The sequence below is a fragment of the Streptomyces stelliscabiei genome (genome assembly GCF_014873495.1).
Lineage (GTDB): Bacteria > Actinomycetota > Actinomycetes > Streptomycetales > Streptomycetaceae > Streptomyces > Streptomyces bottropensis.
The window spans coordinates 554,743-580,919 of sequence record NZ_JADBGF010000001.1; the positions used below are offsets into that span (position 1 = coordinate 554,743).

The following is a 26,177-nucleotide window of genomic DNA, read 5'->3' on the forward strand; positions in this document are numbered from 1 at the left end:
CGTGCATGAACGGAGTCGAACTGTTCCTCCTGGGCCGCACCCTCATGAAGATCGGCGAACAGGCCATGCCACCGGCGGCATCGGGTGCGCCGGGGTCGGCCCGCTCGGTGCTCGTCGTCCTGGGCGATCTCCTCTCCCACCCCGGGACGACGGTCGGTGAAATCGCCGCACGGACGGGCCTGCCGCAGAGTCAGGTCTCCACCGCTGTCGCCCGGCTGGAGCAGGCCGGCTCGGTCGAGACGGAACCCGATCCAAGCGACCGGCGCCGCCGACTGGTTCGCCCAGCCGCGATGCCCTCCGCCCGCGTTGCCGAAGTCCGCGCCACAGCCATCGACGACACTCTCGCCGCGGCCCTGACCGGCGCGGACGGCGTCGCACCGGGCCCGGACACCATCCGCGAGGTCACCCAAGCCCTGGATCTGCTGGCCCGCCGACTGACCCCCTCCGTCGTCGCCCGCGCCCGCGACCTCGCCTCTGGCGGAGAGCACGCCACACCGAAAGCCACGCCGTAATCACCGCTCACACGGACCCGCGGCAACGACGCCCGGGCTCATCGCCCCGCACAGACCAGTGCTGCAGTGTGAAAGATCCGGAGTGGAGGGGAAGGCGGCATGCAGCGACCTCTTTGGGGGCGGGTCGCACCGATGGCGGGGGACTGCGTGTACCGCGCAGGGAACGTACGGAGGAGAGCGCACGACGCATCCCTCCGGGCCCGGGTTTCCTTGCGTCGCCGACCTGTCCGAGCAGGCGCGAGTTCTGCGTGACCTCGCACGTAGGGCTGCGTCAGCATTCGGGTCGCAAGTCTGCACAACTTCCGTGCCGGGCCGTTGCGTTCGCAGTTGTCCCCTGGAGAGGATGGCGTAGATCATCTCGGAGGACGGTAGGTGTGAGCTGTGGCGAGCGCGGGGACGGCCGAGTTACTGCTGGGCGGCATAGTCATGCTGGGTGCGTCGGTGCAATGGCTCACCGGCATGGGTTTTGCACTCATCGCGGTGCCCGCGCTCGTTCTCATACTCGGGACGGCTCAGGGCGTCACGCTCGCTAATGTCGCGGCCGGGGCCATCAGTCTCGTGGGACTCACCGCCAGCTGGCGGCTGGTGCGGATCGACGCCATGATTCCCTTGATCGTCGCCGCAGGATGCACGGTGCCTGCGGGTTCCTGGGTGGCAGCCCGACTGCCCGAAGCCGTACTGCTGGCCGCTATCGGAATGCTGACGACTCTGGCCGTCGCTTTCGTCATGGGAGGCGTGCGGATACCGGCTCTGGCGGGTGCGAGAGGCGCTGTGGCTGCAGGAGCCGTGGGCGGGTTCATGAATTCCGCCGCCGGTGTCGGCGGGCCGCCGTATTCGCTTTATGCGGTCAATGCGGGCTGGCCGGTCCGTGAATTTGTGCCGAACGCACAATTCTATGGAGTCATGGTGAACCTCTTCTCGGTGACCGCCAATGGTGCACCTCGGCTGAGCGGGCCGGCCTGGTCGGTGACCGTGGCCGCCCTGGTGACGGGCGCCCTCCTCGGCAGGCAACTCGCATCGAGGGTCCCCGAAGAGTGGGTGCGTCGCCTCATCTTCACCCTGGCCCTGACCGGCGGCCTCTCCGTTCTCATCAAGGGCATACAGGGAATGCTTTAACGCCAGCTCAGATGCCTCCGGCCTTCAGTCAGTGACGTCGAGCCGCAATCCGTCCAGCGGCCCGCCCACCAGTTCGACATAGCTCCGTCCCGACTTCGGGCCGGGACTGCCGTGGTCGGTTCCGTAGATCCGATCACGGCCGCTACTCGTCGTCGCAGTCCATGCCCTCCAGCCTCGCAGCCGCCACCGACACGAGGGATTGCCCCCTTGGACGCCCCGCGATTGGTTCCGGAGGTCTCAGCGGCTATGCGTCGGTGACGTTCCGGGTCGTCGCCGGGTGGAGGGAGTCGATGTCCTCCATGAAACTCCGGATCCGGGTGTTGACGAGGCTGGGGTGGTCGATCTGCGGCCCGTGTCCGGTCGCTGCGACGACCTCGGCTCGGGCGCCGGGAATCACCCGAGGAACGCGTTCGAGCTGACGCTTCGGGTGCACCAGCAGACTGCGCTTACCCATGATCAGGTAGAACGGTGTCCGGATGGAGCCCAACTCGTCGTCGGACAGCGGCAGTGGAGCGGGACGGCGTATCCGGAAGGCCTTCACGCCGGCCTGGATCCAGGCGCGCAGATCCGGGTCGGATACGACCGGCTGCTCCAGCCACTTGGCCAGGGCCGGGCGCAGCCGCTCGGGAGCGAACGTGGCGAAGAGGCTGGCGAAGATCCAGACGAAGAAGCGCAGCCCCACCTTCTCCAGCCCACCCGGGTCGAGGGCGGTGACGGAGGCGAGCCGTTCGGGCCGGCGATGGACCTGGTTGATGACGAGCCAGCCACCGTAGGAGGAGCCGACGAGGTGGACCTTGTCGAGGCCGAGGGCGTCGAGCGCCTCGTCCATCCACTGAGCGGCCCGATCGGGTTGCCACATCGGCTCGCGGTGGATGCTGCGGCCCGGGTCGCCGGGGGTGTCGAGGGCGTAGACGGGGCGGTCGGCGCCGAGCGCGGCCGTGTTGGGGTACCACATCGCGGAGCAGCCGCCCGAGCCGTGGATCAGGACGACCGGCGTGCGGGACTGGGCAGCCGGGTCCGCGGGGCCGTAGCGGTAGACGTGGGTGGTCCCGAAGCTCGTCTCCACGTCGGTCTCGGAGCGGAGGGGTGCGCCCTTCGCGTAGAGCGTGTCGCATGCGGCGAAGTAGCGGTCGCGCAGTTGGTCGTTGACGTAGCGGCCTATGTCGCGGCGCGTTCGGGGCGTGTTCTCGGGCATGGCACCTCCGTGAGATCCACTCTTTGTGATACGACCGTATCATAGTGATGGTACGGCGGTACCATGAAAAGGTGCCGTCGGGCCTGACCCGACGGCGAACACGCACACACAACCCACCACCCCGATCACGGCCGGAGACACCACGGATGCCCAAGCGCGTGGACCACGATGAACGCCGCACCCAGATCGCTGAAGCACTCATCCAGGTCGCGGGGCGGCAGGGCCTGCACGCCGTCGGCATGCGCGACGTCGCCGCCGAGGCGGGCGTCTCACTGCGCCTGGTGCAGTACTACTTCCAGACGAAGGAGAAGCTGCTCTTCCACGGCCTCCAACACCTGACCGACCGCTTCACCGCCCGCGTCGGCGCCCGCCTCGCCGCGGCCGGCCGGGACCCGGGCCCCCGCACGACGATCGAGGCACTACTGCTGGCCTCGCTGCCGACCGACGAGGAGAGCAGGATCTTCCACCTTCTCTACAGCTCCTACGCCATCCTGTCCGTGACCGACGAGGCCCTCGCCGCCCAGCCGTTCATCGACAACCCTGACGCAGCCGAGAACGCCCTCACCCAACTGATCCAACAGGCACAGGAGACGGGCCGGGCCGACGCCGGAGCAGACGCTCGCACGGAGGCGATCAGCCTGCTCGCCATGACGGCGACCCTGGGTACCAGCATCCTCGTCGGGCAGCGGACGCCGGAGTCTGCCATCACGGCACTCCGCTACCACCTCGACAGGATCTTCAACAGCGGCCGGGCCGAGCCTACGCCCCGGTGACTTGCGCAAGTAGTCTCACCGGGATCGGCCTGAGCTGCTGTCAGGCCACCGGACCAGCAGCACGACCCGCTTCGCCGAGGAACGTACAAGCGCAACCCGACCCGCGCCTCGCTTCACGACGACGCCACGGCACGTCGGTACGGTGAGCGTGGCCGCTCAGTGTTGCAGTGGCCGGGCCGCGCGGACCGCTTCCAACAGGCTGTCCCAGGACTGCTGGAACTTCTGGATCCCTTCGGTCTCCAGGGCCTGTACGACTCCGACGTACGAGATGCCCTGCTTCTCCAGGGCGTCGAGGTGGGCGCGGGCCTGCTCGTAGGTGCCGGCGATGGAGTTGCCGTTGATCTCGCCATGGTCGGCGGTGGCCTCCAGTGTGGCCTCGGGCATGGTGTTGACGATGCCCGGAGCAACCAACTCGGTGACGTACCTGGTGTCGGGGTAGGCCGGATCCTTCACACCGGTCGAGGCCCACAGCGGGCGCTGCTTGTTGGCGTGCAGCCGGTGCAGCACCGCCCATCGCTGCGAGGACGGCGTCGAACCGTCGGCCGAACCGAACACCTCCTCGTACGCCTGGTAGGCGAGGCGGGCGTTGGCGATGCCGGCCTTGCCGCGCAGTGCCGCGGCCTCCGGAGTGCCCAGGGCTTCCAGCCTCTTGTCGATCTCGGTGTCGACTCGCGAGACGAAGAACGAAGCCACCGAGTGGATCTTGGACAGGTCGAGGCCGCGCTCCCTGGCCTTCTCCAGACCGGCCAGGTAGGCGTCCATGACCTGGCGGTAGCGCTCCAGCGAGAAGATCAGCGTGACGTTGACGCTGATACCGAGGCCGATGACCTCGGTGATCGCCCGGAGCCCCGCTCTGGTCGCCGGGATCTTGATGAGCGTGTTGGGGCGGTCCACGAGCCAGGAGAGGTGCCTCGCTTCGGCGGCGGTCGCGTCCGTGCCGTGCGCGAGCCGGGGCTCGACCTCGATGGAGACCCAGCCGTCCCGTCCCTGGGTGGTGTCGAAGACCGGGCGCAGGATGTCGGCGGCGTCCCGGACGTCCGCCGCGGTGATCATGCGAACGGCCTCGGAGACCGTCACCCCGCGCAGGGCCATGTCATAGATCTGTTCGGCATACCCGCTCGCGTCGCCGACCGCCTGTTGGAAGATCGTCGGGTTGGTGGTGACACCGACCACGCGCCGCCTGCGCACGAGTTCGGCCAGGCTCCCGGACGTGATGCGGCCGCGAGAAAGATCATCCAGCCAGATCGAGACCCCTGCGCCGGACAGCCGCTCCAGCGGATCGTCAGTCGTGCAAGACGTGCCGCTCGGTGTCTCGGACCCGAGGGATTCCCGGGCGGCCGCGGCCACGTTCTCCGCGGTGAAGCCGAACTCCTGGAAGAGGACCTTGCCGTCGGCCGAAGCGCCGAAGTGCTCCAGCGAAACGATGCGGCCGGCGTCGCCGACGTACTTGTGCCAGGTCAGTCCGATACCGGCCTCGACCGCGACACGCGCCTTGACGGACGGCGGCAGAACGCTCTCCCGGTACCCCTGGTCCTGCTCCTCGAACCACTCCACGCACGGCATGGACACCACCCGCGTGGGCACACCGTCGGCCTCCAGCCGCTCGCGGGCCTCGACGGCCACATGCACCTCGGAGCCCGTGGCGATGAGGACGACCTCCGGCGCGCCGTTCGACGCGTCGAAGAGCACGTAACCGCCCTTGGCGGCATCCTCGTCGGCCTCGTACGTCGGCACGCCCTGACGGGTCAGCGCCAGACCGTGCGGGGCGCCCTTGCCGAACTCCTTGGTCCAGCGCCTGAGGATCTCGCGCCAGGCGATGGCCGTCTCGTTGGCGTCGGCCGGACGGACCACGTTCAGACCCGGGATCGCCCGCAGCGAGGCCAGATGCTCGACCGGCTGGTGCGTGGGGCCGTCCTCGCCCAGACCGATGGAGTCGTGCGTCCACACGTACGTCACCGGCAGATGCATCAACGCCGACAGGCGCACGGCGTTGCGCATGTAGTCGGAGAAGACCAGGAACGTGCCGCCGTAGATACGGGTGTTGCCGTGCAGCGCGATGCCGTTCATCTCCGCGGCCATGGAGTGCTCACGGATACCGAAGTGGACCGTGCGCCCGTAGGGATCGGCTTCGGGCAGCGGGTTGTCCGCGGGGAGGAACGACGACGTCTTGTCGATCGTGGTGTTGTTGGACCCGGCGAGGTCGGCGGAGCCGCCCCACAGCTCCGGGATCACCGCGCCGAGCGCCTGGAGGACCTTGCCGGACGCGGCGCGCGTGGCGACGCCCTTGCCCGTCTCGAACTCCGGCAGGTGCGACTCCCAGCCCTCGGGCAGCTCGCCCGCGCTGATCCGGTCGAACTCGGAGGCCCGCCCGGCGTTGCCGTCCCGCCACTCCTGCAGCTGCTTGTCCCACACCGCACGCGCCTCACGGCCGCGCTCGCCCAGCGCACGCGTGTGCGCGATGACCTCGTCCGCGACATCGAAGCTCTTCTCCGGGTCGAAGCCCAGCACCTGCTTGGTGGCGGCGACCTCGTCCGCGCCGAGCGCCGAGCCGTGCGCGGCCTCGGTGTTCTGCGCGTGCGGGGCCGGCCAGGCGATGATCGAACGCATCGCGATGAAGGAGGGCCTGTCGGTGACCGCCTTCGCCGCCTCGATCGCCGCGAACAGCGCGACCGGGTCGAGGTCGCCGTTGTCCTTGGGCTCCACCCGCTGCACGTGCCAGCCGTAGGCCTCGTACCGCTTGGTGACGTCCTCGGAGACGGCCGTCTCGGTGTCACCCTCGATGGAGATGTGGTTGTCGTCCCACAGCAGCACCAGGTTGCCGAGCTTCTGGTGCCCGGCCAGCGAGGACGCCTCGGCGGAGATGCCCTCCTGCAGGCAGCCGTCACCGGCGATGGCGAAGACGTGGTGGTCGAACGGCGACTCCCCGACCGCGGCTTCCGGGTCGAACAGGCCGCGCTCGTAACGGGCGGCCATCGCCATGCCCACCGCGTTGGCCACCCCCTGGCCCAGCGGCCCCGTCGTCGTCTCCACACCCCTGGTGTGCCCGTACTCGGGATGGCCCGGGGTCTTGGAACCGAAGGTGCGGAAGGACTCCAGATCGGCCAGCTCCAGGCCGAAACCCCCCAGGTACAGCTGGATGTACAGGGTCAGCGAGGAGTGGCCCGCGGACAGGACGAACCGGTCACGGCCCACCCAGTCGGGGTCGGCGGGGTCATGGCGCATCACCTTCTGGAAGAGGGTGTACGCGGCGGGCGCGAGGCTCATCGCCGTCCCCGGATGGCCGTTGCCGACCTTCTGGACGGCGTCGGCGGCCAGGATCCGGGCGGTGTCGACGGCCCGCTGGTCCAATTCGGTCCACGCGAGGGCTGTGACGGAGGCGGTGACGGAGGCAGGGCGGGAGGCGTCCACGGGCGGGGACGGGTGCACGAGCGAACTCCAGGGTGTGCGAGGCGGAGGGCAGGGCGAAGAGGGACACGAACGCGACGCGCGACGCCGCCCTTCCCGCCGGGGCGAGCGGGGAGGGTGGCGTGCGGTCGGCTCGGGTCGGTCGGGTTACTTCCCCCAGACCTTCCGGTAGGCCTCGCGGTACCCGCTGGGGTCCCAGGACGACTTGCCGCCGCTGTTGTCGGCCGTCGTGATGTGGACCGGGGCGACGTAGCCGCTGGCGGGCTTGCCGGCGAAGGCGCGGTTGAACTCGTCGACCATCTGCCAGCCCTGCTCGGTCAGCGGCTCGGGCACCGTCGCCGTCTGGTACTGCTTGCTGTTGATGCGCTGGAAGGCGGACGGGTCGCCGTCGCCCGCGCCGATGTTGAAGGGAGCCCCGTTGCCCTTCTTCCCGGCCGCGCGCAGGGCCGGGGCGGCGTCGGCGAAGTAGAGGTCGTTGATGGCGACCGAGCTGGTCCACTTGGTGCCGAAGCGGGACAGCAGCGCGGACACCTCCTGGGGGGTGCGGCTGCTGGCGTCGGCGATGGGGATGTTGGACGTCGTCAGTACCTTGACGTCGGAGCAGGTGACGAGTTCCTTCTCGATCAGGTCCGACTTGCCCTTGGCGAAGGGAATGGAGGCGTCGGTGAAGACCACCACGCCGGCCCGGCCGTTGGACTGACCGATGATCCAGTCGGCGCTGATCTTGGCGACGCCCTCCACCTTGGTGGTGATGTTGCTGAACAGCTTGGGGTCCTTGCTGGGGCCGGGGGCGTCCACGGCGTGCCAGCCGATGAGCGGGATACCGGCGGTGTTGGCCTGGGCGACCTGCTGGGCGGTCGACTTGGGGTCGAAGCCGGAGAGCACGATGCCGTCGGGCTTGACGGCGACGGCCTGGCTGAGTGCGGCCTGGATGCCGGCCGGGGTGCCCTGGCCGTCGATGATCCGTATCTTCCAGCCGATGGCCTTGGCGGCCTCCTTGGCCCCTTCGGCGGCGCCGGCCACTCCCGGGTTGGTCATGCTCTGGGCGACGTAGACGATGGTCTTGCCGGCGACCGCCTTGGGACCGGTGGTGGGGCCGTCCCAGGGGGCGTTGACGTCCTCGGCCGCCTTGACCGCTGCCTTGGCCTTGGCGAGGACGGCGGGGCAGCCTCCCTTGGTCTCGGCCGCGGTGCCGGCGGTGCCGGACTGGGACCCTCGGGTGCAGCCTGCGGCGAAGGCGGTGACCACGGCGAGGGCGGCCAGGGTTCTCAGGGTCGCCTGGCGGGTGTGGTGGTGCGACACGGACGGCTCCTTGTATGGCGTACGGGGAGGAAAGGAGGGCAGCGGGGGGTGTATCGAGGGGATGGAGGTGGGGTCGGCCGCCTCGACGTGAAGGGGGCGGCGATGCGGATTACTCCGGTGTCGCGGCCGGTGGCGGGGGTGTGGATTCCGCGGAGGAGGGGGACGTCTGCACGGAGGCGGTCGGCGCGGCGGAGGCCGACGGCTCGGACAGTGACGTGCGGGTGGCGTTGGCGCCGGCGCGCAGCCTGCGGCGGGCGGAGTAGCCGGCCAGGCCGACGGCGAGGAGGAGGGTGCCGCCGTTGAACAGCGAGGTGGCCCAGAACTCGGCCCCCATCTGCTGGATGCCGGCGAGGCCGATGGCGAGGATGGCGACGGCGACGACCGTGCCGGCGGCGTTGGCGCGGCCCGGCTTGATGGCGGTGGAGCCGAGCAGGGCGCCGACGAAGGCGGGCAGCAGGTAGTCCATACCCACGCTGGGGTTGCCGATCTGCTGCTGGGCGGCGAGCAGGACGCCCGCGCAGCCGACCACGAGCCCGGAGCCCGCGAAGGCGTAGATGCCGTAGCGGCGGGTGGGGATGCCGACCAGGTCGGCGGCTCGGGCGTTGGAGCCGATGACGTACAGGTAACGGCCGAGCGGCAGCCGTTCCAGGAGCAGCCAGAGGACGACGGCGAGGCCGAGGACGTAGAAGGCGGGTACGGGCAGGCCGAGGAGTTTGGAGTCGTACAGGTCGGTGAAGGCCGGGGGCAGTCCCTGCGGGCCGGGGACGATGCGGGCGCCGTCGGTGATCCAGCCGGTGCAGGCGTACAGCACGCTGCCGGTGCCGAGGGTGGCGATGAAGGAGTCGATCTTGGCGAACTCGACGAGCAGTCCGTTGAACACGCCGATGATGCCGCCGCCGATGACGACGACCAGGCAGGCCATGGGCCAGGCCCAGCCGTTGTTGACGATGAGCTGCATCGTCAGCACATGGGCGAGACCGAGGCCGTAGCCGACGGAGAGGTCGAACTTGCCGGTGACGATGGGGATCATCGCGCCGAGGGCGAGCATGGCCGGGATCGACTGGTTGGACAGGATCGAGGAGATGTTGTCGAGGGTGGGGAACGTGTCCGGCAGGGCGAAGGAGAAGACGAGGAAGAGCAGGACGGTGAGGGTGAGCAGACCGTAGGTGCCGATCAGATGGCCGCGTGCGCGGCTGCCGCTGGACCGGCGGGCAGAGGGTGTGGTGTTCGTGCGCTTGCTCCTGTCGGTGTCGCTGCCGGTCGTGGTTCCCTGATCGCGGCGGGAGGATGTGGTCTCGGTGGCCATCAGTGGTTGCCCGTTCCGGTCAGCGCCGGCATGGCCGACGCGGCGTGGGTGAGTTCGGTGACGGTGAGGGCCGCGCCGGACAGTTCGGCCGTGACGGCACCCCGGACGAAGACCAGGGCGCGGTGGCAGACGTCGGCGACTTCCTCGAAGTCGGTGGAGATGAGCAGGACGGCGAGTCCTTCGGCGAGGGCGTCGTCGAGGAGGCGGTAGATCTCGGCCTTGGCGCCGACGTCGACTCCGGCGGTCGGTTCCTCGAGGATCACCACGCGGCGGCTCAGGCGCAGCCAGCGGCCGATCATGATTTTCTGCTGATTGCCGCCGGAGAGGGTGGCGATGGGGGCCTCGGGATCGCCGGGGCGTACGCCGAACCGCTCGACGAGTGACCTGGCCTGGGCGCGTTCCCGCTTGGGGCTGATCCAGCGCCACGGGGAGCGGGCGTCCGCCCGGGGGTTGGCCAGGAAGTTCTCGCGGACGGAGAGTTCCAGGGCGCAGCCCTCCTCCTGGCGGTTGCTGGTGACGAAGCCGATGCCCGCGTCGACGGCGGCGGAGACCGATCCGGGGCGGTAGGGCCTGCCGTCCAGGAGCACCTGGCCGCCGGTGAGGGGCCGGGAGCCGGCGAGGGCGCGGCCGAGGTGCATGTGTCCGGCTCCGGTGAGGCCGACCATGCCGAGGACTTCCCCGGCGCGCAGTTCGAGATCGACGGGGCCGGCGCCCTCGGTCGTGGCGCCGGACATGCGCAGCACGGTGGAGGCGGAGGCAGAGGTGGTGCGCGGGGCCGCGGGACGGTGGCTCTCCGGCTCGTGGCCGACGATGTCGCGCACGATCCGGTCGGGGCCGTGGTCGGCGAGGAGGCCCTCGCTGATGAGGTGCCCGTCGCGCAGGACGGCGTAGCGGTCGGCCACCTGGTACACCTCGTCGAGGCGGTGGCTGACGTAGACGATGGCGTGGCCTCGGTCGCGCAGGGTGTGCAGGACGTCGAAGAGCCTCGCGCAGTCGGCGGCGGGGAGGCTGGCCGTGGGTTCGTCGAGGACGATGAGGCGGGCGCGGGTGGCCAGCGCGCGGGCGATGGCGACGAGGGAGCGTTCGGCGCGGGTGAGGTCGGCGACGGCAGCGTCCGGGTCGAGGTGCCCGGCGACTATCTCCAGGGCCTCGGTGCAGCGCCGGCGTACCTGCCGCCAGGAGACGAGCCCGGCGCGGCGGGGGTAGCCGGTGCCCAGGGCGACGTTCTCGGCCACGGTCATCCATTCCACGAGGCCCAGGTCCTGGTGGATGAAGGACATCTCGGCGCTCGCGGCGCCGGAGCCGAGAGGGTGGTCGGCGACGGTGACCTGGCCCTCGTCGGCGCGATAGACACCGGCGAGGACCTTGATAAGTGTGGATTTTCCGGCACCATTGTGCCCCAACAGGGCAAGGACGCTGCCGGCGTGGATGTCGAGGTCCACATCGGCGAGCGCGAGAGTGCCGCCGAACCGCTTGCGCAGGCCGCGGACCGTCACGATCGGGCGGGAGGCCGCGCGCCCGTCGGGCGACGGAGAACTGGCGGCTATGTCGTCGGGAGCGTCGTTCACGGACTTCTCCGGGATCTGCAGGCCGAGGACCGATCCATCGGCTCGACCAGCATCCTGAACTCATCACAGCATGTTGGTCAATACTCCCGTTGCCATAAGTTGCCCAAACGTTGCGGCGGCCGTACGGAGAGATTTCCGTACGGCCGCCGCGACGACGATCACCCAGGCGGAGGCGGGGCCCCCGCCTCACCTCATCGGCCCCCCTCGGACGCCCCCTGCGGGAGCATGGGGTTCTCCATGCCCGCCGCGATGGCGCGCAGATCCTTCAGGAGCGCCGCACGGAACTCGTCGTCGAGCCGCGCCTTGAGCACGGTGACGCTGATCGCGAAGGGCGCCGAGTCGGTGCGGAAACCGGTTACCGGCACGGCCAGACACAGCACACCCGCCGTCGCCTCCTCGTCGTCGACCGCGTACCCCCGCTCCCGGGCCTGCGCCAGGTCCTGGAGAAGCGCGGGCACCGAGGTGATGGACCGTTCACTCAGCGCGGGCAGCGTACGGCCGCGCAGCCGGTCCTCCGCCACCGCCGGATCCAGCGTGGAGAGGATGGCCTTGCCGGTGGCCGTGCAGTTCGCGGGGAAACGGTCGCCGATGTTGGCGGTGAGCCGCAACGGCTGGGTGCCGTCGTACCTGGCCAGGTACAGCACGTCCAGGCCGTCGAGAACGGCCACCCGGGCGGTCTCCTGCGAGATGTGCGAGCTGCGCCGGCACAACTCGTAGAAGTCGCGCAGCTGGTCCACCGTGGACAGGTACCGGCCGCCGAGCTCCACCAGTTTGCGCCCGAGCGCGAAGCCCGCGCCGTTGCGCGTGATCATGCCCGCCGCCTCCAGGGAGGCGCAGAGATTGCCCGTCGAGGACTTGGGCAGGTCCAGGGCACGCGCGATCTCGCTGACCGACAGCGGGCGGCCTTCCGCCTCGCCGAGCACGTCGAGAATCGCCACCGCTCGGGTCACCGCCGGGACGAGGCTTCCCGGGTCGCTTGCGCTCACCGTCGATTCCACCCATCATTCTGTTCGAAGTTCAGCATGTTGTTATTGTCTCTCGTCTGTCGCCGAACGACAATGCCGTCGCCGCGCGCTTTGCATCGGGATTCGCCGAGTCCGCCGACCGTAGCGCGCCTTGTAGGCCGGCCGACGACACCCTCCGAGCCTTGGAGCGCTGAGCACCTCATGACCAGCAGCCCGACCGACTCCCCGCCCCCTCCGCCCGACAACGGCCCCCCGCTGTCGCGTGAGGAGTTCGACTCCCTCTTCGCCGCCGTACGGACCTGGGGCAGTTGGACCCCGGCCGACCGTGGCGCGTGGAACCGGGTCACGCCCGCCCACGTCCAGCGGGCCACCGCCCTGGTCCGCAGCGGCGTCACCGTCCCCATGGCCCTGCCCTGGAACACCGTGCCCGGCCCCGACAACGGTAAGCCCGCGCTGCACTACATGTCCGACCTCGGCGACGTCGAGGCCCCCGAACCCTCCTGCCACAAGGACTTCATCGCCGTCGACTACCACGGCAAGGGCGTCAGCCACCTCGACGCGCTGTCCCACATCGCCTATCGCGGTCAGCTCTACGACGGCCGCACCGCCCGCGAGGTGGTCGACGCCGCCGGCGCCCACTTCGGCGCCGTCTCCGCGCTGGGCCCCCTCGTCACCAGGGGCGTACTGATCGACCTGCCCGCCGCCCTCGGCATCGACTGGCTGGAGCCCGGCACCGCCGTGCACGCCGAGGACATCGTCGCCGCGGAGAAGGCGCTGGGCGTGAGCATCGGCGAGGGCGACGCGGTACTGCTGCGTTCCGGACACTTCCGGCGGCGCGCCGAACTCGGCCCCTGGAACCCGGACAACGCGAGCGCCGGCTTCCACGTGGACGCCGTCCCCCTGCTGGCCGAACGCGGGGTCTCCCTGCTCGGCGGTGACGGCGACAGCGACGTACGTCCCTCGCCCGTCGAGGGGCTGCACTCCCCCGTGCACGCCCTCGCCATCACCGCGATGGGCGTACCGCTCCTGGACAATCTCGACCTGGAGGCGCTGTCGGCCGCCTGCGCGACGCAGGGCCGCTACGAGTTCCTGCTCGTGGTCGCGCCGCTGAACATCCCCGGCGGCACGGGCTCGCCCGTCAACCCGGTCGCGGTGCTGTGATGGCGGGCCTCCCCCCGGCCGACGGCCCGTTCACCGTCGGGGTCAGCCGCGACTTCCTCGACGCGGACGGACGTAATGTGTGGGGCGACATCCGGCTGGGCGAGCTGGACGCCGCCGGGATCGACTGGCACTACCTGCCGCGCGATACCGACGAACTCCTCGCCCCGGACGTCGACGGCCTCGACGCCGTCCTGTTCGCCGGCCCCGCCGTCACCGCCCGCACCTTCACCGGCCTCACCAGAGCCCCGGTCCTCTTCGCCCGCTTCGGGGTCGGCTACGACGCCGTCGACCTCGACGCCTGCACGCGGCACGGCGCCCTCGTGACCATCACCCCGGACGGCGCCCGGCGGCCCGTCGCCACCGCCGCCCTCACCATGCTGCTGGGGCTCCTGCACAACATGACCACCAAGGACCGGCTGGTACGCCAGGGACGCTGGGCCGAGCGGGAGCAGTGGATGGGGCTCGGGCTCACCGGCCGCCGTATCGGCCTCCTCGGACTCGGCAACACCGCCCGCGACCTCGTCGGACTGCTCCGGCCGTTCGACACCGAGATCATCGCCTACGACCCCTACTGTCCGTCGGAGACCGCCGCGGAACTGGGCGTACGTCTCGCCGACGCCGACGCCGTGCTGGCCGAGTCGGACGCGGTCATCGTGATGTGCGTGCTGACCGAGGAGACCCATCACCTCGTGGACGCCCGGCGGCTGTCCCTGATGAAGCCCCATGCCGTCCTCCTCAATGTCGCCCGCGGCCCGATCGTCGACGAGACGGCACTGATCGACGCACTGCGGGCGGGCCGCATCAGAGGCGCCGGCCTGGACGTCTTCGAGACCGAACCGCCCGAGCCGGACAACCCGCTGCTGCACATGGACAACGTCGTCCTCAGTCCGCACAGCCTGGCCTGGACCGACGAGATGTCCGCGGGCAACGGCGGCAGCGCGGTCCGGGCCGTGCTGGACGTGGCGACCGGCCGACTGCCGCGTTTCGTCGTCAACCGGGATGTGCTCGCTCACCCCTACCTGTCCGAACGGCTGGGCGCGCTCGCGGACGACGCGAGCCGGCCCGCGCGGGCGGGGGTCAGGCCGTGAGCCCGCCGCCCTCCCGCTCCGACACCGTCGGCTTCGTCGGGCTCGGCGCGATGGGCCTTCCGATGGCGGTCAACCTGGCGAAGGCCGGCTTCGACGTCCTGGCCTGGAACCGACGCGGGGCGCCACTCGACGCGGCGGTCGCCGGCGGCTGCCGGGCCGCGCACAGTCCGGGCGAGGTGGCGGCCGGCGCTCGCACGGTCGTGACGATGCTGCCGGACCTGCCCCAGGTCCGGGATGTCTGGGCCTGCCCGGACGGATTGCTCGCGGGCCTGGCCGCCTCGGCCACAGCGGGCCGGACGATGGACACGCTCGTCGTGATGGGCACCGTCTCTCCCGTCGCCGTACGCGCCCTGGCCGAGGAGCTCCGTCCACACGGCGTCCGCGTCGTCGACGCTCCCGTGAGCGGCGGGGTGACCGGCGCCCGCGACGCCATCCTGTCGATCATGGCGGGCGGAACGGAGGACGCCGTCGAAGACGTCCGCCCGTATCTGCGGGCCATGGGCTCGACCGTACGCCGCATGGGCGACACCGGAGCCGGATCGCTCGCCAAGGCGTGCAACCAACTCGTCGTCGCCGGGACGCTGGTGGCCCTCGCGGAGGCCGTCGTGCTCGGGGAGGGCGGCGGACTCGACCCGGCGGCCCTGCTGGAGGTGCTGGCCGGCGGCCTCGCCTCCTCGGAGGTGCTCGCGCAGAAGCGCCACCACCTCGCCGAGAGCGACTTCACGCCGTCCGGGCCCGCCCGCTACCTCCACAAGGACCTCGGCTTCGTCCTCGACAGCGCGACCGACGCGGGCGTCGCGCTGCCGTTGTCCTCCACCGTCGCCCGCCTGTACGCGGCCGTCGACGACAGGGGGCTCGGTGACCTCGACAACAGCGTCGTCCTCCGGCTGCTGCGCGAGGACAACGGTCCCTCCCACCCGCACCCCACTTCCCAGGCCCATCCGCACCACCCCTCTAAGGACTGAGCAATGCAGACAGGAATCGTCGGTCTCGGACGCATGGGCGGCAACATGGCGGCCCGCTGGCGTGACCGCGGCCACGAGGTGATCGGCTACAGCCGCACCTCCCCCGACCGTGACGTGAACTCCCTGGAGGAACTGGTCGGCAAGCTCGCCGCCCCCCGTGTGGTCTGGCTGATGCTCCCGGCCGGGGACCCCACACGCCAGGCGATCCGTCGGCTGGCCGAGCTGCTGTCCCCGGGCGACGTGGTGGTCGAGGGCGGCAACTCCCGCTTCAGCGACGACGCCGAGCACGCCGGGACGCTCGCCGAACGCGGAATCGGTTACGTCGACTGCGGTGTCAGCGGCGGTATCTGGGGCCGGGAGAACGGCTACGCCGTCATGTGCGGCGGCGCTGACGAACACGTCCGCCGCGTGTGGCCCCTGCTGGAGGCGCTCGCGCCGGAGGAGGACGGCATCTGCCACGCGGGCCCGGTGGGCGCCGGCCACTACACCAAGATGGTCCACAACGGCATCGAGTACGGCATGATGCAGGCCCTCGCCGAGGGCTACGAGTTGCTGGAGGCCAGCGAGTACGTCCCCGACGTGCCGAAGGTGCTCGCCTCCTGGCGGCACGGCACGGTCGTACGGTCCTGGCTGCTCGACCTCCTCGTCCGCGCCCTGGAGCAGGACTCCGCCCTGAGCGGTCTCTCCGGCCGGGTCGACGACTCCGGCGAGGGACGCTGGACGGTCGAGGAGGCGGTGCGGCTCGCGGTCTCCGCTCCCGCCATGACCGCCGCGCTCTTCGCCCGCTTCGCCTCCCGCGAGCCGGACGCCGCCCAGCTCAGGGCGCTGGCGGCGATGCGGCAGCAGTTCGGCGGACACGCCGTGCATGCCGTGCATGCCGTGCATGCCGTGACCGGCGTGTCCGCGGGCTCGGCCTGACCTAGCGAAAGCAGCGGTGTCGGGGCCGCTGGGGCCCGCCGCGTCTTCGTCCGGGCGATCGTGGGGTGCGCCGGGGCCTCGGGCCGGTGCCCGTCCGACTGCCCGTCCGACAGCGGGTTCCGTCGTGTGCATCACGCATGTGCATCACGCACCGACGGGACCTGCTGTGCGGGCGACGCCCCGGGTCACCTGGGCCGGGGCTGCTCGGCCCTGTACTCGCGCCCTGGGTTCAGCGCGCTGTGCACCACATGCGCCTGGCGAAGGCTGGATCTCCGCGGTGAACGTGCCGCTGGGCAGGGCTGCGCCGGCCGTCGTCCTGTGGCTTGTCCCCGTTGTCCGGCGCGCGAGAGACGGCGAAGCACGCAGGGCCGGTCAGGGTCGGGTTCGTCCTCACGGGGCGGGACGGGGCGGGGCGGGGCGGGGCGGGGCGGGCGGCCGATCTGATCATCGGCCCGCAGCTCAACGGCGGGTCGCCAGACGACCGGGCTACGGCCGTGGCCGTCGCCGTGGCCGTGGCCGTGGCCGTCGCCGTGGCCGTGGCCGTCGCCATGGCCGTGGCCGTGCGAGGAGGTGGGATCGGTGGGCAGACGGACCGTGGGCGATCGTCGCCGCTCCCCGACGGGGGTGCTACGCGCAGAGGCCCCGCAGCGTCTCGTAGCACCGCTCCACCAGGGGCCGCGCCTGCGACATGCGTCGCACGGCGACCGGGTCCGGGTGGACGGTGCGGTGGGGGCGGGCCCAGACGTCGGCGGGCAGGGCGGAGAGGTGGTCCACGGCGCCGAGTGCGCGCCAGCCGAGGAGGGCTGCCCCGAACCCGGAGCCGGCCGTGTCGTCGGTGATCTCCAGCGGCGAGTCCAGCGCCGCCGCGACGATCTCCGCCCACAGCGGCGACCGCAACGCTCCGCCCGTGGCACGCACCGAGGCGATCGGGGCCCCGGCCGCGAGCACCGAGTCCCGGACCAGCGCCAGTTGCTGTCCGACGCCCTCGATCATGGCCCGGGTCATGTGGGCCCTGCCGTGCCCGCGGCGCAGCCCGACGAGGGCGCCCCGGGCGTCGGGGTCCCACCACGGGGCGCGTTCGCCGAGGAGGTGGGGCAGTGCCATGAGGCCCTCGGAGCCCGGTTCCACTGCGGCCGCCTCCTTCAGCAGGTCGGCGACGTCGACCCCGCCGAAGGACTCGGCGGCCCATTGGGCGACGACTCCGGCGTTGCTGACCGCTCCGCCGAGCACCCACAGGCCGTCGGCGAGGTGGTAGCAGAAGACGCGGCATCTGTCGTCCACGCCCGGCCGCTCGCGTACGACGCGCAGCGCGCCGCTGGTGCCCAGCGAGAGCGCGGCCGTCGCGGGGGAGATGGCGCCGACGGCCAGGTTGGCGAGAGGACCGTCGCCGGCGCCCGCGACCACGGGCAGTCCGGAGGGAAGACCGAGTTCGGCGGCCGGTCCGGGCAGCAACGGAAAGACGGAAGTCGGCGGGACGAGTTCGGGGAGTCGTTCACCGGATATGCCGGCGGCCTCCAGGGCGGGCCGGTGCCAGTCGGCGGTGTGGATGTCCAACAGTCCGGTCGCGGAGGCGCACGAGAGGTCGGTGACGAGTCGGCCGGTGAAGCGGGAGAGAACATAGTCCTTCACACCGCACCAGCCGTTCGTGCGACGGACCAGCTCCGGCTCGTGCGCGGCGAACCAGGCGAGCTTGGACAGCGGTGCCATGGGGTGCACGGGAGTGCCGGTGACGCGGTGGAGAGCGTCCCCACGTTCGGCCCGCAGACCCCGGGCGATGTCGGCCGCCCGAGTGTCGGCCCAGCTCAGCGCGGGTGTGAGCGGGTCACCGTCGCCATCGAGGGCGAGCAGGGTGTGGAGGGCCGCACTGAAGGACAGCCCTCGTACGGCCAGTCCCTGTCGCGCGCAGTGTTCCGCGCTCTCGCGCACCGCGTCAACGACCCCGGCCAGCACCACCGCGGGGTCATGGACGGCTTCGCCGGCACGCCCGGTACGCAGGAGGGCCGGGCGTTCGACGGTCGACAGCGGGCGGTAGGAGGCGTCCACCGCGACCACCTTGGTGGCCGTGGTGCCCAGATCGATGCCGAGCACCACCTCGCCGACGTCGTTCATGACAGGTCTCCGTTTCTCACGACGCCGAGAAGATAACAGCATGTGGCCATCACGCCAATATGCTGTCCATGCCATCCTTTGATTCCATCTTCGTTCCGTGTTCAGGGTTGACCAGCCCTAGAAAGACAGCCAGCATACTGTTTTCATAACAGCATGTTGTTCAGGAGGTCTTCAGGTGTCCATAGCTACGGAGGTGGGCGTCGCCGGGCTCGGGGTGATGGGCTCCGCCCTCGCCCGTCGACTGCTCACGTGCGCACACCCGGTACGCGTCTACGACATCCGACCGGAGGCCGCCGCTGAACTCGCCCGGGGCGGAGCGGCCACGGCACCGTCCCCCGCCGCGCTCGCCCCCTCAGGCATCGTGATTTTGTCCCTCAACACCGCGGAGATCGTGGACCACGTCGTCTTCGGACCGGACGGTGTCCTGAGCACGGCTCCGCACGGCGTGCTGATGATCGACATGTCGAGCATCGACCCCGGACACACCCGAGAGTTCGCCGAGCGTGCCGCGCGTCTGGGCGCCGGCTGGGTCGACGCCCCGCTCTCGGGCGGAGCGCCGGGTGCCGAGCGTGGCGAACTGACCCTGATGCTCGGCGGCGAGGCCGAGCACGTCCAACGCGCCCGGCCCGTCCTCGGCGCACTGGCCTCACGACTGACACACCTCGGCCCTGCCGGTTCCGGCCAGCTGGTGAAGTCCGTCAACCAGGTACTGGTCGGCTGCGGATTCGCCGCACTCGCCGAGGCGGCCGCCCTGGTCCGCGGGGCCGGTCTGCCACCCCGGCAGGTGCTCACCGCCCTCACCGGGGGCAGGGCCGACTCGGCCCTGCTCCAGGAGTTCTTCGTCAAGTTCGCCGAGGCCGACCTCTCCCCCACCGGACGCGTCGGCAACATGGTCAAGGATCTCGACGCCGCCCGGGACCACGCGCGGTCCGCCGGCATACCGCTTCCGATCACCACCGCCGTGGCCGAACTGCATCGATGGCTCGGCGCGGCCGGCCACGGCGACGCCGACAACGCGGCACTGATGCACTACTACGCCCCTCTGGAGGTACGGCCGTGAAGGCTCCCGCCCTGTTCGACCTCACCGGCCGCCGGGCCCTGGTGACCGGCTCCAGCAAAGGCATCGGAGCCGCCCTCGCCACCGGGCTGGCCGAGGCGGGTGCGGAACTCGTCCTGAACGGCCGCGATCCCGGGGCGCTGGAACGCGCCCGCCAGGAGCTGGCCGACGCGACCGGTGCCAAGGTGCACACGGCCGCCTTCGATGTCACCGACGAGGAGGCCGTACGACGGGCGATCCGGGAGATCGAGGACGCCACCGGCCCGCTGGACATCCTCGTCAACAACACCGGGGTGCAGCACCGCGAACCGATGCTGGACATCTCCGCGGAGAACTTCGAGCGGGTGCTGCACACCAACCTCACGAGCGCCTTCCTCGTCGGCCGCACGGTGGCCGCCGGAATGGTCGAGCGAGGCCACGGAAAGATCGTCAACATCTGCTCCGTACAGACCTGGCTGGCCCGGCCCGGCATCGCCGCCTACGCGGCTTCCAAGGGCGGCCTGGCCATGCTGACCCGCAGCATGTGCGCCGAGTGGGCGGGATCAGGGCTGACCGTCAACGCCCTCGCCCCCGGCTATGTGGTCACCGAGCTGACCCGCCCGCTGGTGGACGACCCGGCCTTCGACTCATGGATCCGGGGCCGCACCCCGGCCGGACGCTGGGCCACGGTCGAGGACCTGGTCGGCACGCTGATATGGCTCGCGGCACCCGCGTCCGACTTCGTCAACGGTCAGGTGATCGCCGTCGACGGCGGACTGACCGCAGTCGTCTGACGCATCACCACCCCTGTACGAACCGATCGAAGCAGCCGAGCAGCCGATCAGCCGAGGCCCTCGGCGGAGAGCGGGACGAGAACATGGACTCAGCGACGATGCGCGCCGTAGTGGCGCACGGAGCGGGCGACCTTCGCCTGGAGGAACGCCCGGTGCCGGTGCCCGGCCCCGGCGAGGTCGCGGTCGACATCCGGTACGGCGGCATCTGCGGCTCCGACCTGCACTACTGGCGCCACGGCGCGGTCGGGGAGTTCCGGATCCGTGAGCCGCTGGTGCTCGGCCACGAAGTCGTGGGCCGGGTGCGCGAGGTCGGCCCCGGCACCCCGGCGCCGGCCCCCGGAACACCGGTGGCCGTGCACCCGCTGGCCTCCTGCGGCAGCTGCCGCCAGTGCCTGGCCGGTCGGCGCAACACCTGCCTGGACACCGGCTACCTGGGCAGCGCCGCGCGCGACCCCCATGTCCAGGGCGGCTTCGCCGACGTCATCGTCGTCCCCGCCGAGCGAGTGCTCCCCCTGCCCCACGGCCTGGATCTACGGCTTGCCGCCGTGGCCGAGCCGGCCGCGGTCGCCTGGCACGCCGTCCGACAGGCCGGGGACGTACGCGGCAAGCGGGTGCTGGTCACCGGAGCGGGCCCCATAGGCTGCCTCGTGGTGGCGGCGCTCCGGGCCGCCGGCGCCGCCGAGATCACCGTGACCGATGTGCACGAGGCCCCGCTGGCCATCGCCAAGCAGGTGGGCGCCACCTCGACCGTGCGGGTCGGCGCCGGCGTCGACGGGCTCGACGAACTCGCCGCGGACCTCGCCATCGAGTCCTCCGGCAGCCCGGCGGGACTGCGCACCTGTGTGTACGGGGTCGACCGCGGCGGTCTCGTCGTGGGCCTCGGCCTCCTGCCGCCCGGCGACACTCCGGTGGCGGCCAACGCACTGATCACCCGGGAGGTACGACTCGTCGGCTCCTTCCGCTTCGACGACGAACTCACCGACGTCCTGCGAGCGCTGGCCGACGGCAGCCTGCCGGTGGACCCGGTGGTCACCTCCGTAGTACCCGCGGCCGACACACAGGCAGCGTTCGAACTGGCGGCCGACCCCGCCCGTTCGTGCAAGGTGCTGCTGGACTTCAAGGCCTGAAGACGACCTGAGACACGGGACCTCACCCGCCCCCGATCCCCTTCGCCTGCAACGGAGTCGAACATGCCCGGCACACCCACCGGCCGCCCTCGCGTGGCAGTCAGCCGCACCGGCCTTCCCGGTGACGGCCTCGGGCGCCTCGCCGCCCGCTTCGACGTCACCGGCTGGCCGGAACCCGCGCCGCCGACCCCGGCCGACCTGGCCGAGCTGGCCCGGGACTGCGAGGGGCTGCTGGTTCTCGGCAGCGACCGCGTCGACACCGCGCTGCTCGACGCGGCGGGGAGCCGCCTGCGGGTCGTCGCTCTCGCGTCGATGGGCTACGACGGCATCGATGTGGCAGCCGCCATGGAGCGCGGTGTCGTCGTCACCCACACCCCCGGCGTACTCGCGGACACCACCGCCGACGTGGCGATGGCGCTGATCCTCATGGCCCGGCGCCGCCTGCCCGCCAGCATGGACAGTGTGCGCCGCGGCACCTGGGGCGCCTTCCGCATGGACGCGTTCCTGGGACTCGACGTGCACGGCGCGACGCTCGGGCTGATCGGCTACGGCCAGATCGCCCGCGCCGTGGCCCGCAGAGCCGCCGGTTTCGGCATGCGCGTGCAGCACCACCATCCACGCCGCAAGGAGGACGACGAACTGTCCCGCTGGGTGCCGTTCGAGGAACTTCTGCGGACCAGCGACGTGCTGTCCGTCCACACCCCCCTCACGGACGAGACCCGAGGACTGATCGGCGCCGCCGAACTCGCCCTGATGAGACCGACCACGACCCTGGTCAACACCGGACGAGGCGGAGTGGTGGACGAGGACGCCCTGTTGGCCGCGCTGCGCCGCGGCGAACTGCACTCGGCGGGGCTGGACGTGATGACCGGTGAACCGCGCTCTGACCCGTCCGACCCGCTGTTCGCCGAGCCGCATCTGGTGGTCCTGCCGCACGTCGGCTCGGCGACGGAGGCGACCCGCGCGGCCATGGTGGACCTCGCCGCCCGCAACATCGAAGCGGTACTGGACGGGCAGGCCGCCCCCACCCCGATCCCCGGCACATCAGGCAGGCCCGGCAACTCGTGGCGCAGGCCACCGCATGACGCGTGACGCCTTCGTCGCGGCCGTTGTGTAGCGGGGCCACCACCTCGCCACCCCCGCTGACGTGGATGGTGTGCGGCCGGAGGCGCTGCGCAGCGCGGACGCGCACCTCGACCGAAATTGACAGGGTTTACCCACGGGGCGAACCTGGAAGCAGACGCCCTGACCGGCCTCTCAGAAGTGCCTATGGCAACCAGAATCGCGTTCGTCGTCACCGGCCGCGCCCGAGGTGACTCCCATGCACGGGCTTGTGCGCTCCCTTACCGGTGACGAGCCGATCTCCATGATCAAGGTCAGCGTCTGGCCTCCCGCCCGACCCACTGGTTCGCGTGGGACGGCTCGCGGATACGGCACGCGGCATCGATGTACTCGCCGCCAACCTCCTGGCCATCGAGCCCCATCTCCTCCTCGTCCGCCACCCGGACCATCTGTTACGCGAAGTTGCGCGACTGAAAGGACGGCGTCATGCCCGAGAAGAACGTCGACGACGAGGACGTGAAGGCGGCCATCGAGAGGCCCGACACCGGCGATGGACCCGGCACCGACAACCTCGACGACCTTCCTGAGAGCGACTTCGTCGGCTTCGCCGAGGACTACGCGGAGGCCGGCCCCCAAGCGGCCGCCACCATCCCCTACGACCGTCCCGTCGCGGACTTCATCGACGAGCTCAGCGCGACGGGCCACGTCACCCACACGTCGTACAAGAAGACGTCGGTCACGCTGCACCACAACGCCGGCCGGCTTTCGCATCAGGGTGTGCTCGACGTCTGGAGGGTACGTCCGGCTTCGGCCCACTTCGACGTGGACGCCGCCGGCGCCGTCGCTCAATACGTCAAGGTGAACGAGTACGCCTGGGCCGTCGGCAACACGTTCGGCAACCAGAGCTCGATCAGCATCGAAATGGCGAACGCGACGCTCGCGCCCAACTGGACGGTCGGCGAGACCACTTGGAAGAACGCCGCACGTCTCGCCGGCTGGCACTTCGCCGAGGTGATCGGCGAACGCCCCAGCAGGAGCAACCTCTTCTACCATCACCACTGGTCCTCAACCGTCTGCGCCGGCCCGCACATGGACCAGATCTACGACGAGGTCCTGACCGCGGTACAGGTGGCGTACGACCACTTCAAGGATGCACACTCCACCCTCCGTCCGGACACCGAGCGGGTACCGGTCGTGCGCCAGCGCTGATCAGTGGGACGCGGGTGCCGGCGGCCGCCCTTCGGCAGGTGCTGCTACCGCCATCTGATGGGCCCGTCGGGCCGGGCCCGTTCTGCGAAGACAAGGGTGACGGCACGCGGCGCACTACCCGACCGGTATCGGACCGCGGGGTGCTGCTCGGCGAGGCCCCGGGTCGTGGACCCGGGGTCTCGTTGAGGAGTGGATGTCACCCGTCAGGCATGGGCCATCCGGGTTCGGGGCGAGTAGCCCCTGGTCAGCGGTTGAGGACAGCCTCGATCTTGGCTGCCACCCGCTCGGCCTGAAGGTCACGGCCCTTCTCGTCGGGGTGTGCGTACCACGGCACCGGCTGGCCGAGGAGTTCGAGCTTGGAGTTCTCCAGCAGGCCGCCGATACCCCGGTCGGCGCCGTCGCACGCCGTGTTGTTCGCGGTGTGGTCGTAGAGGTCCACGAAGTCGGCACCGTCATCCGCGGCGACCTTCTTCATGACGTCGTCCAGCCGGTTCTGGACCTGGTCCAGAACCGGCAACGCGTCCTAACGAGGAGGGGCTTGCCCGCTCGCCGCGCACGCCCGGCGGCGCCGCCGTGTACCGAAAGGGCAGAGACGCCCTGGCATACGGTCGGCTGTGCAGCACGCGGAAGCGGCGTGGAGTTCCGCGGCTGACGCGCTCGCCTCTGCGCACTTGGCCGGAAGGGGCGGACACACGGCGGAGTCCGTCGACGTACCAGGCGGCCTAGCCGAGGCCGCCAACAGCACTCAGATCCTGCTCACGTCCTGCTCACGTCCTGCTCACGTCCTGCTCACGTCCTGCTCACGTCCTGCTCACGTCCTGCTCACGCAAGACGGTGAAGGCCCGTCGAGTGACCTACGGGTGCGTGTCCGTGATCGCGATGACCCCGTCGAGGCGGTCCAGGGCAGCCTGCAAGTCGTCGACCTTGGCCTGGATGCGGTCCCGCTCGGTGCGCAGCATGGCTCGTTGCTCGGCGTCGGTGTGCCCGGAGGCCCAGCACGGAAGAAGCTCCGTGATCCTGCGGCTGGTCAGGCCGGCGGCGAACATCTGCTGGAAGAAACGGACCAGGGTGACGGCATCCTGCCGGTAGAGGCGCTGGCCGGATGGGCTGCGCTCCGCGATGAGCAGCCCCTGCTGCTCGTAGTAGCGCACCGCGCGTACAGAAACGCCTGCACCCCGCGCCACCTCGCCGATGCGGATCAGCCGCTCGGCCGCGGCCTCTGTGGCGGTCATGGTGATTCCTCTCAACCCGGCCCTGTGGAGCAGGACTTGCCTCTGACGTTGGCGTCAGGTTTTAGCGTAGCGGGCATGGACATCAACAACTCAGTTGCCCTTGTCACCGGAGCCAACCGCGGCCTGGGCCGCGCCTTCGCCCAGCGCCTGCTCGAACGGGGCGCCCGCAAGGTCTACGCGACGGCTCGCCGACCCGAGTCCGTGGACCTGCCCGGGGTCGAGGTGCTGCCTCTCGACATCACCGATCCCGTATCCGTGAGGGCCGCAGCCGAGTCCGCCCCGGACGTCTCACTGCTCATCAACAACGCGGGAATCAGTACGGGGACCGACCTGGTGACCGGTTCGCTGGACGCGGTGCGTCACGAGCTGGAGACCAACATGTTCGGCCACCTGGGAATGATCCGGGAGTTCGCGCCGACGCTCGCCAGGAACGACGGGGGCGCGATCGTCAACGTCCTCTCCGCCATGTCATGGTTCGGGGGCAAGGGCGCCAACGCCTACCACCTGACCAAGGCCGCCGCCTGGGCCATGACCAACGGCGTCCGCCTGGAACTCGCCGAGCAGGGCACGCTCGTGACAGCGGTGCACCTCGGTTTGGCTGACACCGACATGGCCGCGGGCTGGCCCGTAGCCAAGATCGCGCCCTCGGACCTGGCCGACGCGGCGCTCGACGGTGTCGAGGCGGGCTCCGCCGAGGTCCTCGCCGACCAGTGGAGCCGGGACGTCAAGTCCCGACTGCCGCTGACGCCGGAGGAATTCAACGCCGCGATGGACCGCGCCTTGTCAGCGCTGATGACGGTATGAGGGCTCCTTGGGCCGCACTGATTTGGGTCATGGCTTCTGAGCGCATGCACGGTTAGCCCTGAAACAGGCGCCGTGGGACCACGACATCCGCCATGTGTCGTAGAAGGTGCAGCCCAGGTCGAACGCCGCGCGGATCAGGTCAACGGCCTCAGATTCGCTCGCTGAGAGTCTGCTGGATCCGATGGCCAGCGGGAGGCTGTCCAGCGGGGCCAGGTTGTAGGGCTGATCGACGCCGAACGTCGCTTGGTGAACATCGTTTGCCCTTGAGCCGGCGATCCCGCAGAGCATTCATGCACGGCGCCGGGGACTCATCCTCCTCATCCGCGTCCTTGGCTTCCGTCGCATCCGCCGTGTCTCGGCGTGCCCGGTTGCTCGGCTGCCCGTCCGGTCGCTGCGCGGATGCCCTCCGCCCGCAGCGGTATCCGTGCCGGGAGCGGGGCCGGGGCCACTTCATGGGTTTCAGAACACCGCACGTGGTTCCGGCAGCGACAGCAGGCCCGCACGATCGTGCGGGCCTGCTGTTCCGAGGG

Annotated in this window: 22 protein-coding genes; 13 read left to right on the plus strand and 9 right to left on the minus strand. The window is 70.7% G+C overall.

Annotated features, from left to right (window positions below):
* Positions 1-5 precede the first annotated feature (5 nt).
* Both H4687_RS02295 and H4687_RS02300 read left to right on the plus strand, forming a co-directional pair.
* Entirely contained in the window at positions 6-512 is a 507-nt protein-coding gene (locus tag H4687_RS02295) for a MarR family winged helix-turn-helix transcriptional regulator (RefSeq protein ID WP_046912975.1), read from the plus strand.
* 381 nt (positions 513-893) lie between these two features.
* Positions 894-1,628: a sulfite exporter TauE/SafE family protein gene (locus tag H4687_RS02300; RefSeq protein ID WP_078907112.1), complete on the plus strand. Its 735-nt coding sequence runs from the start codon at positions 894-896 to the stop codon at positions 1,626-1,628.
* A 244-nt stretch (positions 1,629-1,872) separates the two neighbouring features.
* Here H4687_RS02300 and H4687_RS02305 read toward each other — a convergent pair whose 3' ends face one another.
* The gene (locus H4687_RS02305; protein WP_046912969.1) at positions 1,873-2,823 is read right to left on the minus strand and encodes an alpha/beta fold hydrolase; all 951 of its coding nucleotides are present in this window, start codon (positions 2,821-2,823) and stop codon (positions 1,873-1,875) included.
* A gap of 146 nt (positions 2,824-2,969) precedes the next feature.
* On the opposite strand from H4687_RS02305, the gene H4687_RS02310 reads away from it, so the two are divergent.
* Positions 2,970-3,596 (plus strand): TetR/AcrR family transcriptional regulator, encoded by a 627-nt coding sequence (locus H4687_RS02310; RefSeq protein WP_046912970.1) that lies wholly within the window; start codon positions 2,970-2,972, stop codon positions 3,594-3,596.
* Between the two features lie 156 nt (positions 3,597-3,752).
* On the opposite strand, the gene tkt is transcribed toward H4687_RS02310, so the two are convergent.
* The 5 genes from tkt to H4687_RS02335 all read right to left on the minus strand — a co-directional run bounded on the left by tkt (position 3,753) and on the right by H4687_RS02335 (position 12,163).
* On the minus strand, positions 3,753-7,004 hold the full coding sequence (gene tkt / locus H4687_RS47945; protein WP_192781799.1) for a transketolase: 3,252 nt from the start codon (positions 7,002-7,004) through the stop codon (positions 3,753-3,755).
* A 144-nt stretch (positions 7,005-7,148) separates the two neighbouring features.
* The gene (locus H4687_RS02320; protein ID WP_404819265.1) at positions 7,149-8,303 is read right to left on the minus strand and encodes a substrate-binding domain-containing protein; all 1,155 of its coding nucleotides are present in this window, start codon (positions 8,301-8,303) and stop codon (positions 7,149-7,151) included.
* A 109-nt stretch (positions 8,304-8,412) separates the two neighbouring features.
* Positions 8,413-9,609 carry an ABC transporter permease gene (locus H4687_RS02325; protein ID WP_050398980.1) on the minus strand — a complete coding sequence of 399 codons (1,197 nt, stop codon included), beginning with the start codon at positions 9,607-9,609 and terminating at the stop codon, positions 8,413-8,415.
* Positions 9,609-11,177: a sugar ABC transporter ATP-binding protein gene (locus tag H4687_RS02330; RefSeq protein ID WP_050398979.1), complete on the minus strand. Its 1,569-nt coding sequence runs from the start codon at positions 11,175-11,177 to the stop codon at positions 9,609-9,611. The genes H4687_RS02325 and H4687_RS02330 overlap by 1 nt, the downstream gene beginning before the upstream one ends.
* Positions 11,178-11,368: 191 nt before the next feature.
* Complete coding sequence (locus tag H4687_RS02335; protein WP_233443549.1) at positions 11,369-12,163, minus strand: IclR family transcriptional regulator; 795 nt, start codon at positions 12,161-12,163, stop codon at positions 11,369-11,371.
* Between the two features lie 180 nt (positions 12,164-12,343).
* On the opposite strand from H4687_RS02335, the gene H4687_RS02340 reads away from it, so the two are divergent.
* The 4 genes from H4687_RS02340 to gnd are packed head-to-tail and all read left to right on the plus strand — an operon-like array spanning position 12,344 to position 16,274.
* On the plus strand, positions 12,344-13,303 hold the full coding sequence (locus H4687_RS02340; protein WP_050398963.1) for a cyclase family protein: 960 nt from the start codon (positions 12,344-12,346) through the stop codon (positions 13,301-13,303).
* Positions 13,303-14,391 carry an NAD(P)-dependent oxidoreductase gene (locus H4687_RS02345; RefSeq protein ID WP_050398962.1) on the plus strand — a complete coding sequence of 363 codons (1,089 nt, stop codon included), beginning with the start codon at positions 13,303-13,305 and terminating at the stop codon, positions 14,389-14,391. The genes H4687_RS02340 and H4687_RS02345 overlap by 1 nt, the downstream gene beginning before the upstream one ends.
* Positions 14,388-15,356 (plus strand): NAD(P)-dependent oxidoreductase, encoded by a 969-nt coding sequence (locus tag H4687_RS47950; RefSeq protein ID WP_050398959.1) that lies wholly within the window; start codon positions 14,388-14,390, stop codon positions 15,354-15,356. The genes H4687_RS02345 and H4687_RS47950 overlap by 4 nt, the downstream gene beginning before the upstream one ends.
* A gap of 3 nt (positions 15,357-15,359) precedes the next feature.
* Entirely contained in the window at positions 15,360-16,274 is a 915-nt protein-coding gene (gnd, locus tag H4687_RS02355) for a phosphogluconate dehydrogenase (NAD(+)-dependent, decarboxylating) (RefSeq protein WP_050398957.1), read from the plus strand.
* A gap of 627 nt (positions 16,275-16,901) precedes the next feature.
* On the opposite strand, the gene H4687_RS02360 is transcribed toward gnd, so the two are convergent.
* The gene (locus H4687_RS02360; RefSeq protein WP_046916174.1) at positions 16,902-18,383 is read right to left on the minus strand and encodes a gluconokinase; all 1,482 of its coding nucleotides are present in this window, start codon (positions 18,381-18,383) and stop codon (positions 16,902-16,904) included.
* A 175-nt stretch (positions 18,384-18,558) separates the two neighbouring features.
* Between H4687_RS02360 and H4687_RS47955 the strand changes: the two genes are divergently transcribed.
* The 5 genes from H4687_RS47955 to H4687_RS02385 all read left to right on the plus strand — a co-directional run bounded on the left by H4687_RS47955 (position 18,559) and on the right by H4687_RS02385 (position 23,611).
* On the plus strand, positions 18,559-19,443 hold the full coding sequence (locus tag H4687_RS47955; protein WP_233443548.1) for an NAD(P)-dependent oxidoreductase: 885 nt from the start codon (positions 18,559-18,561) through the stop codon (positions 19,441-19,443).
* Complete coding sequence (locus H4687_RS02370) at positions 19,440-20,213, plus strand: SDR family oxidoreductase (protein ID WP_046916176.1); 774 nt, start codon at positions 19,440-19,442, stop codon at positions 20,211-20,213. Before H4687_RS47955 ends, H4687_RS02370 begins: the two co-directional genes overlap by 4 nt.
* 83 nt (positions 20,214-20,296) lie before the next feature.
* A complete protein-coding gene (locus H4687_RS02375; RefSeq protein WP_063778532.1) occupies positions 20,297-21,340 on the plus strand; it encodes an L-idonate 5-dehydrogenase in 1,044 nt (347 codons plus the stop codon).
* A 63-nt stretch (positions 21,341-21,403) separates the two neighbouring features.
* Positions 21,404-22,432 (plus strand): 2-hydroxyacid dehydrogenase, encoded by a 1,029-nt coding sequence (locus H4687_RS02380; RefSeq protein ID WP_046916178.1) that lies wholly within the window; start codon positions 21,404-21,406, stop codon positions 22,430-22,432.
* A 456-nt stretch (positions 22,433-22,888) separates the two neighbouring features.
* Positions 22,889-23,611 carry a peptidoglycan recognition protein family protein gene (locus H4687_RS02385; RefSeq protein ID WP_046916179.1) on the plus strand — a complete coding sequence of 241 codons (723 nt, stop codon included), beginning with the start codon at positions 22,889-22,891 and terminating at the stop codon, positions 23,609-23,611.
* Between the two features lie 244 nt (positions 23,612-23,855).
* Here H4687_RS02385 and H4687_RS02390 read toward each other — a convergent pair whose 3' ends face one another.
* Together H4687_RS02390 and H4687_RS02395 are read right to left on the minus strand one after the other, a co-directional pair.
* Positions 23,856-24,128 carry an SGNH/GDSL hydrolase family protein gene (locus tag H4687_RS02390; protein WP_046916180.1) on the minus strand — a complete coding sequence of 91 codons (273 nt, stop codon included), beginning with the start codon at positions 24,126-24,128 and terminating at the stop codon, positions 23,856-23,858.
* Positions 24,129-24,465: 337 nt separating this feature from the next.
* Complete coding sequence (locus tag H4687_RS02395) at positions 24,466-24,843, minus strand: MerR family transcriptional regulator (RefSeq protein ID WP_005473611.1); 378 nt, start codon at positions 24,841-24,843, stop codon at positions 24,466-24,468.
* Between the two features lie 75 nt (positions 24,844-24,918).
* On the opposite strand from H4687_RS02395, the gene H4687_RS02400 reads away from it, so the two are divergent.
* Entirely contained in the window at positions 24,919-25,647 is a 729-nt protein-coding gene (locus H4687_RS02400) for an SDR family oxidoreductase (protein WP_046916181.1), read from the plus strand.
* Positions 25,648-26,177 lie beyond the last annotated feature (530 nt).

Coding starts and splice junctions, on each gene's coding strand:
- H4687_RS02295 (WP_046912975.1), top strand. CDS start 6: ATGAACGGAGTCGAACTGTTCCTCCTGGGCCGCACCCTCATGAAGATC.
- H4687_RS02305 (WP_046912969.1), bottom strand. CDS start 2,823: ATGCCCGAGAACACGCCCCGAACGCGCCGCGACATAGGCCGCTACGTC.
- H4687_RS02310 (WP_046912970.1), top strand. CDS start 2,970: ATGCCCAAGCGCGTGGACCACGATGAACGCCGCACCCAGATCGCTGAA.
- H4687_RS02325 (WP_050398980.1), bottom strand. CDS start 9,609: ATGGCCACCGAGACCACATCCTCCCGCCGCGATCAGGGAACCACGACC.
- H4687_RS02340 (WP_050398963.1), top strand. CDS start 12,344: ATGACCAGCAGCCCGACCGACTCCCCGCCCCCTCCGCCCGACAACGGC.
- H4687_RS02345 (WP_050398962.1), top strand. CDS start 13,303: ATGGCGGGCCTCCCCCCGGCCGACGGCCCGTTCACCGTCGGGGTCAGC.
- gnd (WP_050398957.1), top strand. CDS start 15,360: ATGCAGACAGGAATCGTCGGTCTCGGACGCATGGGCGGCAACATGGCG.
- H4687_RS02360 (WP_046916174.1), bottom strand. CDS start 18,383: ATGAACGACGTCGGCGAGGTGGTGCTCGGCATCGATCTGGGCACCACG.
- H4687_RS02375 (WP_063778532.1), top strand. CDS start 20,297: ATGGACTCAGCGACGATGCGCGCCGTAGTGGCGCACGGAGCGGGCGAC.
- H4687_RS02380 (WP_046916178.1), top strand. CDS start 21,404: ATGCCCGGCACACCCACCGGCCGCCCTCGCGTGGCAGTCAGCCGCACC.
- H4687_RS02385 (WP_046916179.1), top strand. CDS start 22,889: ATGCCCGAGAAGAACGTCGACGACGAGGACGTGAAGGCGGCCATCGAG.
- H4687_RS02395 (WP_005473611.1), bottom strand. CDS start 24,843: ATGACCGCCACAGAGGCCGCGGCCGAGCGGCTGATCCGCATCGGCGAG.
- H4687_RS02400 (WP_046916181.1), top strand. CDS start 24,919: ATGGACATCAACAACTCAGTTGCCCTTGTCACCGGAGCCAACCGCGGC.